Source organism: Nonomuraea sp. NPDC001684, from assembly GCF_053596515.1.
Map to the genome: position 1 here is coordinate 1 of NZ_JBSFGJ010000245.1, position 14,492 is coordinate 14,492.

The following is a 14,492-nucleotide window of genomic DNA, read 5'->3' on the forward strand; positions in this document are numbered from 1 at the left end:
CCTGGCGGCCGAACGCCACGCGCGGGGCAGGGGCGCGGCCGGGCGGATGGCGGCCGTGATGTGCGACGGCATGCGCGCCACAGCCGGCTGACCGGCCGCCCGTCCCGCCGCACATCACAGCGCACAGCCGGCTGACCGGCCGCCCGTCCAGCCGCACATCACAGCGGCCGGAGCCGACTGACCGGCCGGTCAAGGGGGTGTCGTCATATGGCTACAGATCGTCACCCTCGGGGCAGTTTCTCCGCCGAATCCGGCGGACATCCCCAAGACGTAGGAAAGGGATCCCCCTTCAGGCCCATGGGGCCGGGGTCCGGTCAGCTCGGGAGGTAACCCGTGTTCGCTCTCATCGCCGCCCTGTTCTTCCTGCTCGCCCTGATCTTCGACATCGCCGGCACCGCCGTCGGCAACGTGCTCACCGCGGGCACGCTCACCACGGCCGGGCTGCTGTGCGTCGCCCTCCACCTGCTGGGGGTCGGCGCGGGATGGTCGCCGCTCAAGCGGTGAGGGCAGGTCCACCGGGGGCCGCGCGTGAGGTCGTCGAGCGCGCGGCCCTCGCCGTGCCCGTGGGCGCCCGGCGGCGCGGCCCTCGCCGTGCCTGCGGGCACCGGCCCCGCGGTGGGTTTCAGGCCAGGGTGAAGCGGACCTCGCGGGTGGCCGGGTCGGCCTGCGTCAGGCGGACGGTGACCCGCTCGCCCAGCGGCAGGACGCCGTCGCAGCGGGCGATCACGGCCGGCTCGACGAGCTGCACCTGGCCGCCGCCGCGGCGCTCGTCCACGTCGATCACCATCGCCTCGAACGACTGGCCGATCCGCTCCCGCAGCAGGAACGCCTCCACCAGGTCCACGCAGGCCCGGTCGACCGCCCCGGCGCGGCGGCCGGTCGCCGACATGATGTCGGGCAGCAGCGGCAGCGCGGCCCGTACCTCGGCGGGCACCGGCTCGCCCGCCGCGACCGCCAGGCACACCTCGGTCGCGTACCGGTCCACCAGACGCCGCAGCGGAGCCGTGACGTGCGCGTACGGCGCCGCCACCGCAGCGTGCTCGGCCAGCTTGGGCGGCGCGCCGTCGAAGGCCGCGTACCCGGCGCCGCGCAGCAGCACCTTCGACTCCTGCAGGAACGCCGCCTGCTGCGGGTTCTTCGGGTCGAGGTCGTGCACGACCTCCCCGTAACCGGCGCCCTCGGGCCACGGCACGCCGAGCGCCTGCGCGACCCTGCGCACCTTGGCCAGGTCGTCCGGCTGCGCCGCGGGCAGCACGCGCAGGATGCCGACCTCGGCGTCCAACATCATGGAGGCGGCGGCCATGCCGGTCAGCAGCGAGATCTGGGCGTTCCACGCCTCGGCGGGCAGCGGCACGCGGAACTCCAGCCGGTAGCCGCCGTCGGCGTCCCGGACGACCTCCTGCTCGGGCGTGGGCAGGGTGACGCCGCCGCGCGCCCGCTCCAGCCCCAGCCGCAGCGCGCCGATCTCGGCCAGCAGGCTCAGGGTGCCGTCGGCGGTGCCGGTGTCCACGGCCGCCTGCACGTAGGCGTAGTCGAGCCGTTCGCGGCTGCGCACCCGGGCACGCTGCACGTCCGCGCCGACTATCCGGCCCTCGGCGTCGAGGTCGACGCGCCAGACCGCGGCCGGACGGATCGCGCCCGGCAGCAGGCTCGCCGCGCCCTCCGACAGCACCTTGGGATGCAGCGGCACCCTGCCCACCGGCAGGTACACCGTCTCACCCCTGGTCCGGGCCTCGACGTCGATCGGGCCGCCCGGCCGGACGAAGGCCCCGACGTCGGCGATGGCGTACCAGACGCGGTAGCCGTCCCGCAGCCGTTCCAGGTGCAGGGCCTGGTCGAGGTCCATCGAGCCCGGCGGGTCGATGGTCACGAACGGCACGTCGGTCAGGTCTTTGGCGTCAAGCCTGGGCACCTGCGCCACCCAGTCGGCCTCGTCGAGCACGTCCTGGGGGAACCCGGCGGGCAGCCGCTGCTCGCGCAGCACGCGGTCGAACCCGTCCTCCAGCCTGGCGGGGATCGGGCCAGGAACCTGAATCATCGACACGCCCACAACCTACTCAAGGCGGGCGTACCGTCACGACTGGGGCGTCAGGTGGGCGTCGAGGCCGGTGATGCGCAGCAGGCGCTTCATGTTGGGCGGGACGTTGGCCAGCCGCAGGCTGGTGTGCCCGCGGGCGGCCTGGTTGTGCAGGGAGACCAGGATGCCGAGCCCGGCCGCGTCGATGAAGGACAGGCCGCCCACCTCGATCACCACCGACATGTCCGGCCGCCGCGCCCGCCCGGCCTCCTCCAGCACGCCGAGCAGGTGGCCGCGGACGGCCTCGGTGGTGGCGATGTCGAGCTCGCCGCTCAGGGAGACGGTCACGGTCGTGTCGTGGCGGCTGGTGGTCAGGTGAAGAGAATCCATGTCGGCTCCCCGCTGTTGGTCCGGGCGGAGGAAGGTGGTGCTGACTACGGGGACCCGCCCCTGGCCGAAGGCGCCGGATGCGATGATCGTCACGCAGCGCTACGGTCTGTTTCCGAAGAGGAGTGTACATGCCCTCCTGTCCGGGCTCGCGGAGCAGGCCCCCTCCGTGCGAAGAGCCCGCGGGGACCGGCGCCACGGGCGTTGCGGGCGGGGGCGTACTGCCCGGTAACGTCTCGTTCCACCTGATCTACTGACATAGAGGAGTGTGACGTGCCCCCCGTCATCCTTTCCGCCGCCGGCTCGGCCCTGGTGCTCGACGACTCCGGCCCCGGGCTGCCGCGGGTGCGGCACTACGGCGCCGACCTCGGGGCGGTCGCCGGAGCCGACCTGGCGCCCGCCCTGTTCTCGCTGACCCCCGCGCTGGCCCTGCTGCCCGGCCAGGACGAGTCCTGGTTCGGCCGGCCGGGTCTGTCCGGCGACCGGGCCGGTGAGCACTGGCCGGTGCGCTGGAGCGCCGAGAGCGTCGAGACGGCGGCCGAGCCGGGCGCGGGCGGCCGCGTCACCGTCGCCGCCGTGGACGCCGAGGCGGGGTTGCGGCTGCTCAGCGAGCTGGTGATGGACGCCTCCGGCGTCGTCATGATGCGGCACACGGTGACCAACACGGCCGCCTCGCCGTACCGGCTGCAGGGGTTGACGTGCGCGCTGCCGCTGCCCGCCAGGGCCGGGGAGCTGCTGGACTTCACCGGACGGTGGGCGCTGGAGAAGGTGCCGCAGCGCAGGGAGTTCGGGCAGGGGGTGTGGTCGCGGGAGAGCCGTCGCGGCCGAACCGGACATGACGCGACCGGTCTGCTCGTCGCGGGCACGCCCGGTTTCGGGTTCCGCTCCGGCGAGGTGTGGGCCGTGCACGCCGGCTGGAGCGGCGGCCACGTCCACTACGCCGAACGGCTCGTCGAGGGGCAGGCCGTGCTGGCCGCCGGCGAACTGCTCGAACCCGGCGAGATCACCCTCGCCCAGGACGGCGCCTACACCACCCCGTGGGTCTACTTCACCTGGTCCGGCAGCGGCCTGGACGAGGCCGCCGGTCGCCTGCACGACCACCTGCGCGCCGCCCGTCCGCTCCCGGTCCGCCCGGTCACCCTGAACAACTGGGAGGCCACCTACTTCGACCACGGCCTCGACCGGCTGCGCGAGCTGGCCGACAAGGCGGCCGCCGCCGGCGTCGAACGGTTCGTGCTCGACGACGGCTGGTTCCGCCACCGCCGCCACGACCGCGCCGGGCTCGGCGACTGGTACGTCGACGAGGACGTGTGGCCCGGCGGCCTGCACCCGCTGGCCGAGCACGTACGCGAGCTGGGCCTGCAGTTCGGCCTGTGGTTCGAGCCCGAGATGGTCAACCCCGACTCCGACCTGGCCCGCGCCCACCCCGACTGGATCCTCGCCCGCGCCGCCCGTCCGCCCGCGCTCTGGCGCAACCAGCAGGTGCTCGACCTGGCCCGGCCCGAGGTCTACGACTACCTCCTCGACCGCCTGGACACGCTGACCCGTGAGTACGCGCTGGACTACATCAAGTGGGACCACAACCGCGACCTGGCCGAGCCCGTCCACGACGGGACGCCCGGCGTGCACGCGCAGACGGCCGCGGTCTACCGGCTGATCGACGAGCTGCGCCGCCGCCATCCCGGGCTGGAGATCGAGTCGTGCTCGTCGGGCGGCGCGCGCATCGACTACGGCGTCCTGGCCCGCACCGACCGCGTGTGGGCCTCCGACAGCAACGACGCCCTCGACCGGCAGGCCATCCAGCGCTGGACCGGGCTGCTGGTGCCGCCGGACCGCATGGGCTGCCACGTCGGCGCGCCTCACGATCACATCACCGGCCGCGCGCTGCCGCTCGCCTTCCGGGCGGCGACCGCGATGTTCGGCCACATGGGCGTGGAGTGGGACCTGACCTCGGCGAGTCCGCAGGAACTGGAGGAGCTGGGCGTCTGGATCGCGCTGCACAAGCGGCTGCGGCCGGTGCTGCACGCCGGGCGGGTCGTGCGGGCCGACCATCCCGACCCCTCGACGCTGGTGCACGGGGTCGTGCTGCCGGAAAAGGCCGTGTTCGCCTGCGTCCAGCTCACCAGCCGCGTCACCGTCAGCCCCGAACCGTTGCGGCTGCCGGGGCTCGACCCGGCCGCGCTGTACGAGGTGCGCGCCGCGGGGCCGCTGCCGGAGGGCGCGGGGCTGCCGCAGTGGGTGTTCGCGCCGGCCCGGCTGCCGGGGGCGGCGCTGGCCGAGCTGGGGCTGCCGGGGCCCGCGCTGCGTCCGGCCTCGGCGCTGGTCTTCGAGGTCGAACGGGTGGCAGAGGGCCGGCAGAGCTAGCCGCTCGATCGCGGGGCCCGGCCGCCCGCTGCCGTTGCATGAGGACCACTCCCGGTCGCGCGGTCCTCAGGCCGGGGGCCGGGTCCCGTGGGGGCTCGGTGGTGTGCTCAGCGGGGCAGTCGATGGCGCGGCCGGTGGCGCGGTCAGCGGTGCGGCCGGTGGCGCGGCCAGTGGCGCGGCCGGTGGTGCGGTCTGCGGGGCGGTCAGTGGGTGGCCGGGCGCCAGGGGGCGTCGGCGGGGGAGGGGCGCCAGGCCGCCCAGTCGATGCGGACCCGGTCCGGCCGGGCCGGGTCCACCTTCACGGGCAGCACCGCGCCCGGGACCACCAGGCCCATGGGGATGCGCGGCAGCGTCTGGCGGTGGGCGACCCGGTAGGCGGGGCCCTCGTGGGGCTGCACCACCAGCCCGAAGCTGACGACGGGCTGGTCGTTGACGGACATGTGGGTGTCGGCCATCGACTCCACCACGGCCTGCGCGGGAATCCCGGTCGCCAGGAGCCGCTGGCCGTTCCTCGCCATGATCAGGAACGGCACGCCGACCGCGGCCGTGATCAGCGTCGTCCCGGCGGTGATCGCCACAGCCAGCAAGATTCCCGTGGTCACTGTGCTTCCCCAGTTCTGTCCTCCGCCCGGCGTCCGGGCGGCTCGTTCCGTCTGATCTCGAAGGACTTTCTAGCCGGGACGGCTTGACCGCCGCTTGATCGCCGGTTGCAAGATCCCGGCGTCGACCTGGTTTATTTCACAGGTAAAACACCTGGTAACCTTTTGGGGATGACCAGAGCCCTCCGACCCCGTGCCCGATTCCTGCTGACCCCTGCCTCGCCTTCGCTGGGGCCCTCCTTGCGGTCTGCGGTGGGGGCGTCGGCGGGGTGGCGGGCGCGGCTGCCCGTGCGTGCGGCGCTGCGGCTGGGGCCCGTCGGTGACATCTGGCACAAACCCGCCCTCAGCGCCGTCGTCGCCCTCGCCGTCCCGCTGCTCGCCCTCCTGTGGGCCGGGCGGCTCGACCTCGTGCCCTACGCCGCCGCCGGCTCGATGTGCGCCCTGTACGGTCACGGCCTGCCGTACGCGGCCCGTGCCAGGGCGCTGGCCTGGGTGGTGCTGGGGATGACGTCCGGCACGGCGGTCGCGCTGGTCGCCTCGGCCCTCACCGGCTCGGTCGCCGTCCGGGTGGCGGTGGCCGCCCTGCTGGCCGGGTTGCACAAGGCGGTCTGCGACGCCACCCGGATCGGGCCGCCGGGGAACGTCGTGCTCACGTTCGTCGCCGCCGGCGCGGTGTTCGTCCCGCAGGAACTGGGCGACGTGCCGGCCCACGTCGGCCTCGGGCTGCTCGGCGGGCTCCTCGCCTGGACGGTCGGCATGGCCCCCGTCCTCCTCCGCCCCGACGGCCCCGAACGCATCGCCGTCGCCCGCGCCCTCGAATCCACCGCCCACCTCCTGCGTACGACCCCCGAGCCCCACGCCCTCCCCGAGCCCCGCGCTCTCCCCGAGACGTGCACTCTCGCCGAGACTCGCGTTCTCCTGGAAGGACGCAGCCTCCTCAGCACCCGCAGCCTCCCCGGCGCCCGTGGCCTCTTCGATGGGCGTGCTCTCTCTGGCATCCGCCTCTTCGAGGGGCGCGGTCTCTCCGAGACCCGCGATCTCTCGGAGGCCCGCGACGTCCCTGAGGGGCGCGAGGCCGCCGCGGTCCACCAGGCGCGCCATGCCGCTGCGGCGGCGGTCAACGCCGCCTGGCAGACGCTGTTGCGCTCCGGCGTCCCTGCTCGGCGCCGTGACGCGCTGGCCCGGCTGCTGGTCCGCGCCGAGTCGGCCGCCGCTGGGATTGTCGGGGAGACCGGTCCGGGCGCTGCGGGGACACCGGGCCTTCGGGGCCTTTCGAGTGTTTCAAGCCTTCCCGGTGTTTCTGGCCCTCCTGGCCCTCCTGGTGTGCCCGCTGCTTCGGGGGTTCGGGTGATTCCTGGGGCTCCGGCTGCTTCAGGTGCGGTACGGCGGGCCACCCCCGGAGAGCTCGCTGACTGGGCCCGCGACCTGCGCAAGGGACGCCCGCTGCCGTCCCCGCGCGAGGTCGCGCTCCCTGCGGATGAGCGGGCCGAACTCGAAGGCGTCGCGGTTGGACGGGACGAGTCCGCGATGACCGGAGCGGACAGGCCGGGACGTGCGGCAGCGGCCGCCGGGGTGCGGCGTGGGGCGGCGGGCGGTGGGGTGCGTGGATCGGGCGAGGGAGTGCGGGGTGGGACAGGGGGTGGCGTTGTGCGGGTGGTGGGCGAGGTGGTGAGGCGGTGGCGGGTTGTCGGGATGGTGTTCGCCGGGGCCGCTGCGGCCGGGTGGGGGTCGATGGCGTTGGGGGTGGGCAGGCCGTACTGGGCGGTGGTGACGGCGGCGGCCGTGTTCGCGGCCAACACCACCCTCTCCTGGAGCCGCGCGATCCAGCGTGTCGTCGGCAACCTGCTGGGCGTCGGGCTGTTCACCCTGATCGCCCCCGTGACCCGGCTCGGCGCGGTGGCGCTCGTCGTGGCCGTGCTGGCGTTGCAGTTCGCGACGGAGGCGGCCATCACGCGCAACTACTGGCTGGGAAGCGTCTTCGTCACGCCGATGGCCATCCTCATGGGGGAGTTCGCCGGGACGCGGCCGGTGGCCGAGCTCGTGGCCGATCGCTGGCTGGACACGTGTCTCGGCGCGGTGGCGGGGCTGCTGGCCTGCGTGCTGGTGCCGGACCGGCGGGCGGCCCGGCGCGTACGGGCGGGGCTCGTACGTCTGGAGCGGATGCTGGCCGGGACGCCGGAACCGGGGGACCGCGACCGGCTCCGCGCGGCGCTGGTGGAGGTCCGCGAAGCGGCCGACGTGGCTTCGGGCGAGTGGTGGACCGGGGCGCTGCCCCATGAGCGCATCGCCGCCGCCGAGCGCGCCGGTCACCGCAGACTCGCCACCCTGTACGCCTGATCGCTCCACCCGGGGCCGGAGCGGCGCCGTCGGCGCGTACGATCGGAGCCACCGGAAGATCGGCACGATGAGAGGAACGAGCACGTGGAGGACGCCGTCGCGAAGGCGTTGCGGCAATGGCGGCAGGTCCTTCCCGACGCCGACCTCGACACGATCGCCGTCATCGGCAGGCTCAACCGCTGCGCCGCGCTCCTGCAGCAGGCCGCCGACGCCCCGCTCGGGCGGGCCGGGGTGAGCCGTCCCGAGTACGACCTGCTGTGCGCTCTGCTCAGGGTCGGCGGCGAGCTGACCCCGGGCAGGCTGGCCCGCGAGACGTTCGCCTCGGGAGCGGCGGTGACCAAGCGGGTCAGGCGGCTGGAGGAGATCGGCCTGGTCGCCCGGCGGGTGGACGAGCGAGACCGGCGCGTCGCCCACCTCTCGCTGACCGGACGCGGCAGGGAGCTGATCCTGCGCCTGCTGCCCGAGCAGCTCGACTACGAGACCGAGCTGCTGGAAGGGCTTCCCCGCGACCGCGAACGCCAGCTCGCCGACCTGCTGGCCGAACTGCTGCTCGTCCTGGAGGGCCGCCTCGGCGGCCTGCTCGGCTGAGCGCCCGCCACCTCAAGCACCCCCACCGCCGCACGGCGGGCCCGCCGACGGGCGGCCCGGGAGTGGCCCGGGGAGCGCAACCCGGGAGTGCGGCACAAGGAGTGCGGTTCGGGTGGCGGACGGATGGAGGAGGCGGGGAGCGGGGTTAGGGTGGCCGCGTGCATATCGACGAATGGCTGCAAGCGATCCCCGCCGCCTGGTTGTGCGCGATGGTCGCGCTCGTGATCGGCCTGGAGAGCCTCGGCATCCCGCTGCCCGGCGAGATCGTGCTGGTCAGCGCCGCCATTCTGTCCGCCAAGGGCGTGGTCAGCCCGGTCGCCGTGGGCGTGTGCGCGAGCGCGGGGGCGATCGTGGGCGACTCCGCCGGCTACGCCATCGGGCGCAAGGGCGGCCGCCGGCTGTTCGAACGGCTGGGCCGCCGCTTCCCGCGCCACTTCGGCCCCCGTCACGTCGCCAAGGCCGAGAACTACTTCCACCGGTACGGCGTCTGGGCCGTGTTCGTCGGCCGCTTCATCGCGCTGCTGCGCATCCTGGCCGGGCCGCTGGCGGGGGCGCTGCGCATGCCGTACTGGCGGTTCGCCGTGGCGAACGTGCTGGGCGGCATCGTGTGGGCGGGCGGCACCACCGCGGTGATCTACTATCTCGGCATGGTGGCCGAGAAGTGGCTGAAGGGCTTCTCCTGGGTCGGGCTCGGGGTGGCCGTCCTGTTCGGCATCGGCACCACGCTCTACCTCAAGCGCCGCGCGGCCTCAGCGCTCGATGAGGGTGACCTCGAGGGAGTAGTGCGAGGCCCGATAGACGTGTGAGCCGTGCTCGACGGCCCGGCCCTGGTCGTCGTACGTCGTCCTGATCATGGTGAGCAGCGGCGCGCCGCGGCGCTCGTCGAGCAGCTTGGCCTCGATCTGGCCGGCGGCGCGGGCCCCGATGCGCTGGTTGGCCACCCGCATGCGCACGCCCGCGCCGCGCAGCAGCTCGTACAGGCCGCGGCCCTCCAGGTCGGCGGCCGAGAGCGGGGCCAGGCCCAGCGGCAGCCAGTTGTGCAGCACGGCGAGCGGCTCGCCGGCGGCGAAGCGCAGGCGTTCGAGGTAGAGGATCTCGGTGCCGGGCTCGACGCCCAGGATGGCCGCCTTGTCCTCCTCGACCGGGCGCGGCTCCAGCGCGAGCACCTGCGTGGCCGGCTCCTGGCCCGAGCGGCGCAGGTCGTCGTAGAGGCTGGTCAGCTCGACCGAGCGCTTGACCTGGCCGTGCACCACCTGCGTGCCGACGCCGCGCTTGCGCACCAGCAGGCCCTTGTCCACGAGGTATTGGATCGCCTGGCGGATCGTCGGCCTGGACAGGCCGAGCTTGTCGGCGAGCAGGATCTCGTTGTCCAGCCGGGAGCCGGGCGCCAGGTCGCCGCGCCGGATCGCCTCGGCGATCTGCTCGGCCACCTGGAAGTAGAGCGGCACAGGGCTGGATCGGTCCAGGTCGATGGCCAGGTTCGGGGTCATGCTGATCAGCCTAACCGAGGTCAGAATGTCAAGACAAATAGCGAGTGGCGAGCAGCGCGGGCAGCCCGGCGAGCGAGGTGAGGCGGGGGAACCCGGCCGGCGCCGCCTCGACTCCCAGCCGGTCGAGCCACACCGAGGGCATGCCGGCCGCCGCCGGGCCGCGTACGTCGTTGTCGAGGTCGTCGCCCACCAGGAGCACCTGCTCGGGCGGCAGCCCGAGGGCCCGCGCGGCGGCGGCGTAGCAGGCGGCGGACGGCTTGAAGTGCCCGCCCAGGCACTCGCCGGTCAGCACCGGGCCCACGTCGAGGCCGAGCGCCCGGATCTTGGCCTCCTGCACGCCCTGTGACCCGTTGGTCAGGACGCCCAGCGTGTAACCGCGCAGCCCGGCCAGCGCCGGGGCCACGTCGGGGTAGGCGGCCCAGCCGCGCCGGTAGTGGTCGGCGTAGCTCGCGAAGGCGGCCTCCAGGTCGGCGGGCGCCTCCACGGACAGCTCCCGGCACAGGGCGCGCACCCGGCGGCGGCGCTGCTCCTGCCAGGAGCACTCGCCGGCCTGCCAGGCGGCCAGGTGGGGGATCTCCAGCGCCGCCCACAGCGAGGCGACCTCGGGCAGGCGGGGATGGCCGGGGGCCAGCTCCGACGCCCACGCGGTGATCGCGGCGTCGGCCGCGCCGCGATGGTCGAGCAGAGTGCCGTCGAGGTCGAACAGGATGCCCTTGATGCTGCCGCTCACCCGGCGAGCATATCGGCGGCGACGCGGGCGGCCGTCTCGCGCGGCGGGTAGCCCAGGGTGAGGCCGCGCACCGAGCGCGGCGCGGCGGCGAAGCGCGCCTCGGCGTCCTCGCCCAGCACGTAGGCCAGGGCGGGGGACAGGCCGCGATGCGACTCCAGCGCCGCCACCTCGGCCGCGGCCCGCCCGGGGGGCAGGGCCTCGTGGTAGTCGGCGATCAGGGAGTCGAGGTCGAAGAGCCGCTCGTAGGGCTCGGTGGTGCCGGCCACGACCCGGACGGCCGCGCCTTCGGCGCGTGCCCGGTAGACCAGGCCGGTGCCGCCGCTCTTGGCGAACCAGCGCAGCGCCTCCTCGGCGGGCAGGGTGAAGGTGCCGTACGGCTTGCGCCCGTACAGCAGGGCCTCGGCGATCCAGCGGTCGCACCAGTGCTCGTCGCGGTACGGCGTCGGCGACCCCGGGTCGCAGCTCAGGCCCTGGGCCAGCACCGGGTTCCAGGCCGAGACCAGCGGGCTGCTGAAGCGCGGCATGCGGGGGCCCAGGCAGCGGCTCAGCGCGTAGCCGTACCAGACGGTGACGACCTCGGTGCGCCGCTTGGGACGCCTGCGCTCGTAGGCGCCGTTCATCACCTGGCCGTCGGGGTGGCGCCAGGGGCCGGGTTCGGTGGCCTGGTCTGTGGGGACCCGGGGGGTGCGGTAGTCGGGATTGAGCGTCCACACGTCCGCCACAGTGTCGGCTCCTTCGGCGTCGGGGTCGCGGCAAGACCATCAGAGTGACTCATCGTGCAACACCCGTCACGGTGAATCAATGAACCGGGGGTGAACGATGATGTTTGTCATCAGTGGTGCTTGCGGTACTCGCCCGCCTGCCGGATGTGGTCGATCATGACGCGCTCCGCGGCGTCGGCGTCGCCCGCCTCCAGCGCGGCCAGCAGCCGCTCGTGCGCCTGGAGCTGCCGCCCGACCTGCTCCGGGTCGAGCCACAGCGACGCCTCGGCGGGCACCGGGACGCCGTTGCGCACCGACCTGGCGTGGGCGCCGAGGAAGGCCGGGCCGCCGATGTCGACGATGCGCAGGTGGAAGCGGCTGCTCTGGTCGGCCAGCCGGTCGTGCCTGCCCTGCTCGGCGTCGGCGGCCATCTCGCGGTGCAGGTCGCGCAGCCCGGCGAGGTCGTCGGCGGTGATCCGGGCGGCGGCCAGCCGCGCCCCCAGGCCCTCGACGACCGCGCGCAGCCCGTAGTACTCGGCCAGGGCGTCGTCGCCGAGGTCGATGACGGTCGCGCCGTGGTGGGCCTCGTAGCTGATCAGCCGGTCCTTCTCCAGCCGGCGCAGCGCCTCGCGCACGGGGGTGACCGAGACGCCGAGCCGCCGGGCGACGGCCCCGGCGCGCAGGGCGGTGCCGCCCGGGATGCGGCCGCCGCGGATCTCGTCCAGCAGCACGCTGTAGACGTAGTCGGCCTTGCTCATGGGCGGCGTGGGCTCGCTGGCTGTCATGTCCCCAGTCTCTCGCACGGCCGGTCGCGGCTATAAATTATTTCTTATAACTTACAAACTATGACAAGTCTGGCCGACCTGCGGGTCATCGACGCGGCGACGCTGTTCGCCGGTCCCTCCGCCGCGATGATGCTCGGCGACTTCGGCGCCGACGTGATCAAGATCGAGCACCCGCGCCGCGGCGACCCCTCGCGCGGCCACGGCGCCTCGGTGGACGGCGTCGGCCTGTGGTGGAAGTCGTTGTCCCGCAACAAGCGCACCGCCGCCGTCGACCTCTCCCGCGCCGAGGGCCAGGAGATCCTGCGCCGCCTGGCCGAGCGCTCCGACGTGCTGATCGAGAACTTCCGTCCCGGCACCCTGGAACGCTGGAACCTGGCCCCCGAGGACCTGCTCAAGGCCAACCCGCGGCTGATCGTGGCCCGGATGACCGGCTTCGGGCAGATCGGCCCGATGGCCGGGCAGCCGGGGTTCGGGACGCTGGCCGAGGCCATGAGCGGGTTCGCGGCCATGACCGGCGAGCCGGACGGCCCCCCGACCCTGCCGCCGCTGGCCCTGGCCGACGGCATCGCCGGCCTGGCCATGTCGTACGCGATCATGGTGGCCCTGCACGCCCGCGCGGCGACCGGCCGCGGGCAGGTGATCGACCTGGCCATCATCGAGCCGATCCTGGGCCTGCTCGGGCCGCAGATGACCGCCTACAAGGCGCTCGGGGTGGTGCCGCGGCGCACCGGCAACCGGTCCAGCAGCAACGCCCCGCGCAACACCTACCGCACCCGCGACGGCCGCTGGGTGGCGATCTCCACCAGCGCCCAGCCCATCGCCGAGCGGGTCGTCACCCTCGTCGGGCGGCCGGACCTGGTCGAGCAGCCCTGGTTCGCCAGCGGTCACGGCCGCGTCCAGCACGTGGACGAGCTGGACGAGGCGGTCGCCACCTGGATCGCCGCCCGCGACGCCGACGAGGTGATCGCCCGCTTCGAGGAGGCCCAGGCCGCCGTCGCCCCCATCTACGACGTCACCGACCTGGCGACCGACCCGCAGTACGCCGCGCTCGGCACGTTCGTCGAGCTGCCGGACGCGGAGCTGGGCACGGTCACCCTGCAGAACGTGCTGTTCCGCCTGTCGGAGACGCCCGGCGAGATCCGCTGGCCCGGCCGCCCGCTCGGCCACGACACCGACGAGGTGCTCGGCGAGCTGGACTACCCGGCCGAGACCGTCGCGGCCCTGCGCGAGGCCGGGGTGATCGCGTGAACGCCCCCGTCACCTGGCTGTACGTGCCCGGCGACCGTCCCGAGCGCTTCGCCAAGGCCGCCGCCTCGGGCGCCGACGTCGTCATCATCGACCTGGAGGACGCGGTCGCGCCCGCCGCCAAGGACGCCGCCCGCGCCCACGCCGTCGCCTACCTGCGCGGGCCCAGGCAGGCCGGGCCGCGCATCCACGTCCGGGTGAACGACGTGACGACCGCGCGCGGCCTGGACGACCTGGCGGCCGTGGGCGAGCTGGCCGACGCCGTACGGCTGCCCAAGGTCGAGTCGGCCGCCGCGCTGGACGCCCTGCCCGGCACGGCCCCCCTGTACGCGCTGCTGGAGTCGGCGGCCGGGATCGTCGAGGCCCGCGCCGTGGCCGCGCACCCGCGGGTGGCCGGCGTGGCGCTGGGCGAGCAGGATCTGGCCGCCGAGCTGTCCATCACCGACGAGACCGCCATGAACCACCTCAGGCTGCAGGTCGTCCTGGCCGCCGCGGCCGCGGGCCTGCCGCCGGTGCCCATGTCGGTCTACCCCGACATCAAGGACGAGGACGGGCTCCTCGCCTCCTGCCGGGCCGGCCGCGCGCTCGGCCTGTTCGGCAGGACCGCCATCCACCCCGCGCAGCTCCCGGCCATCCGGCGGGCCTTCCGTCCCACCGAGGAGGAGACGGCCAGGGCCGCCGAGATCGTCGAGGCGGCCGAGCGGGCGGGCGCGGGCGCGGGCGCGGGGGCGGTCGCCCTGCCCGACGGCCGCTTCGTGGACGCCCCGGTCCTCGCCAGGGCCCGCCGCGTGCTGGACCTGGCCCGCCGGCTCGCCCCGGCGGACCGGCCAGGACCCGGTTAACGCGACGGGTACCAGCGGACCTGCAGCTCCTCGTCCGCCGGGGTCGGGCCGGGCAGGTCGCGGTGGGCGGGCGGCACCCGCAGCGAGTCCATCATCAGCGTCAGGTAGCGGTGGCGGAGCTGGGAGGTGCGCTCCTCGTCGCCGAGCTTGATCGAGGCGATCTGCTCGAACAGCAGCGCGATGTCGGCCACCGTGACGTCGGCCCGCAGCACGCCCGCCTCGACCGCCCGGCGGTGCAGCCGGGCGGCCAGGTCGCCGGCGCGGACGGCGTCGTGGTAGAGCTCCTCCGTCGGCTGGAAGGTGCCGGCCAGCTTGATCGTCAGGGAGTTGGTGTCGGCGTCCACGATGCCGCGCAGGTAGGAGGCGAACGCCTCCCAGGGGTCGCCCTCGTCGTCCATCGCGCGCTG

General features: G+C 74.4%; 15 protein-coding genes. 7 read left to right on the forward strand and 8 right to left on the reverse strand.

Translation table 11 applies throughout. The features are described 5' to 3' along the window. The first annotated feature begins 333 nt into the window (after window positions 1-333). Window positions 334-504: a hypothetical protein gene (locus tag ACWCSD_RS32755; protein ID WP_352331507.1), complete on the forward strand. Its 171-nt coding sequence runs from the start codon at window positions 334-336 to the stop codon at window positions 502-504. 118 nt (window positions 505-622) lie between these two features. Here the strand turns inward: ACWCSD_RS32755 and ACWCSD_RS32760 are convergent, their stop codons facing one another. Together ACWCSD_RS32760 and ACWCSD_RS32765 are read right to left on the reverse strand one after the other, a co-directional pair. Continuing rightward, entirely contained in the window at window positions 623-2,038 is a 1,416-nt protein-coding gene (locus ACWCSD_RS32760) for an RNB domain-containing ribonuclease (RefSeq protein ID WP_358299252.1), read from the reverse strand. A 36-nt stretch (window positions 2,039-2,074) separates the two neighbouring features. Next, window positions 2,075-2,407, reverse strand: coding sequence for an STAS domain-containing protein (locus ACWCSD_RS32765; RefSeq protein WP_352324744.1), 333 nt, complete (start codon window positions 2,405-2,407; stop codon window positions 2,075-2,077). A gap of 270 nt (window positions 2,408-2,677) precedes the next feature. Between ACWCSD_RS32765 and ACWCSD_RS32770 the strand changes: the two genes are divergently transcribed. Continuing rightward, the gene (locus tag ACWCSD_RS32770) at window positions 2,678-4,768 is read left to right on the forward strand and encodes an alpha-galactosidase (RefSeq protein WP_449920664.1); all 2,091 of its coding nucleotides are present in this window, start codon (window positions 2,678-2,680) and stop codon (window positions 4,766-4,768) included. Window positions 4,769-4,971: 203 nt separating this feature from the next. Here the strand turns inward: ACWCSD_RS32770 and ACWCSD_RS32775 are convergent, their stop codons facing one another. Continuing rightward, window positions 4,972-5,370, reverse strand: a complete 399-nt coding sequence (locus ACWCSD_RS32775) for a DUF3592 domain-containing protein (protein ID WP_357977393.1) — start codon at window positions 5,368-5,370, stop codon at window positions 4,972-4,974. 237 nt (window positions 5,371-5,607) lie between these two features. On the opposite strand from ACWCSD_RS32775, the gene ACWCSD_RS32780 reads away from it, so the two are divergent. The 3 genes from ACWCSD_RS32780 to ACWCSD_RS32790 all read left to right on the forward strand — a co-directional run bounded on the left by ACWCSD_RS32780 (window position 5,608) and on the right by ACWCSD_RS32790 (window position 9,098). After that, a complete protein-coding gene (locus tag ACWCSD_RS32780; RefSeq protein WP_449920667.1) occupies window positions 5,608-7,704 on the forward strand; it encodes an FUSC family protein in 2,097 nt (698 codons plus the stop codon). An 84-nt stretch (window positions 7,705-7,788) separates the two neighbouring features. Next, window positions 7,789-8,292, forward strand: coding sequence for a MarR family winged helix-turn-helix transcriptional regulator (locus ACWCSD_RS32785; protein ID WP_352364113.1), 504 nt, complete (start codon window positions 7,789-7,791; stop codon window positions 8,290-8,292). Between the two features lie 158 nt (window positions 8,293-8,450). Next, a complete protein-coding gene (locus ACWCSD_RS32790) occupies window positions 8,451-9,098 on the forward strand; it encodes a DedA family protein (protein ID WP_352324749.1) in 648 nt (215 codons plus the stop codon). Here ACWCSD_RS32790 and ACWCSD_RS32795 read toward each other — a convergent pair. The 4 genes from ACWCSD_RS32795 to ACWCSD_RS32810 form a co-directional block, all read right to left on the reverse strand. Further along, the gene (locus ACWCSD_RS32795) at window positions 9,042-9,782 is read right to left on the reverse strand and encodes a GntR family transcriptional regulator (protein ID WP_358299066.1); all 741 of its coding nucleotides are present in this window, start codon (window positions 9,780-9,782) and stop codon (window positions 9,042-9,044) included. The genes ACWCSD_RS32790 and ACWCSD_RS32795 overlap by 57 nt on opposite strands. A gap of 28 nt (window positions 9,783-9,810) precedes the next feature. After that, complete coding sequence (locus tag ACWCSD_RS32800) at window positions 9,811-10,512, reverse strand: HAD family hydrolase (RefSeq protein WP_397158679.1); 702 nt, start codon at window positions 10,510-10,512, stop codon at window positions 9,811-9,813. Further along, window positions 10,509-11,234, reverse strand: a complete 726-nt coding sequence (locus ACWCSD_RS32805; protein ID WP_358299070.1) for a hypothetical protein — start codon at window positions 11,232-11,234, stop codon at window positions 10,509-10,511. Before ACWCSD_RS32805 ends, ACWCSD_RS32800 begins: the two co-directional genes overlap by 4 nt. A 110-nt stretch (window positions 11,235-11,344) precedes the next feature. Then, window positions 11,345-11,998: a GntR family transcriptional regulator gene (locus ACWCSD_RS32810; RefSeq protein ID WP_352364123.1), complete on the reverse strand. Its 654-nt coding sequence runs from the start codon at window positions 11,996-11,998 to the stop codon at window positions 11,345-11,347. 60 nt (window positions 11,999-12,058) lie between these two features. On the opposite strand from ACWCSD_RS32810, the gene ACWCSD_RS32815 reads away from it, so the two are divergent. Both ACWCSD_RS32815 and ACWCSD_RS32820 read left to right on the forward strand, forming a co-directional pair. After that, on the forward strand, window positions 12,059-13,246 hold the full coding sequence (locus ACWCSD_RS32815) for a CaiB/BaiF CoA transferase family protein (protein ID WP_358299074.1): 1,188 nt from the start codon (window positions 12,059-12,061) through the stop codon (window positions 13,244-13,246). Beyond that, complete coding sequence (locus ACWCSD_RS32820) at window positions 13,243-14,085, forward strand: HpcH/HpaI aldolase/citrate lyase family protein (RefSeq protein WP_449920675.1); 843 nt, start codon at window positions 13,243-13,245, stop codon at window positions 14,083-14,085. The genes ACWCSD_RS32815 and ACWCSD_RS32820 overlap by 4 nt, the downstream gene beginning before the upstream one ends. Here the strand turns inward: ACWCSD_RS32820 and ACWCSD_RS32825 are convergent. After that, window positions 14,082-14,492, reverse strand: a 411-nt coding sequence (locus tag ACWCSD_RS32825; protein ID WP_449920678.1) for an SbtR family transcriptional regulator, incomplete at its 5' end; no start/stop codon positions are given. The genes ACWCSD_RS32820 and ACWCSD_RS32825 overlap by 4 nt on opposite strands.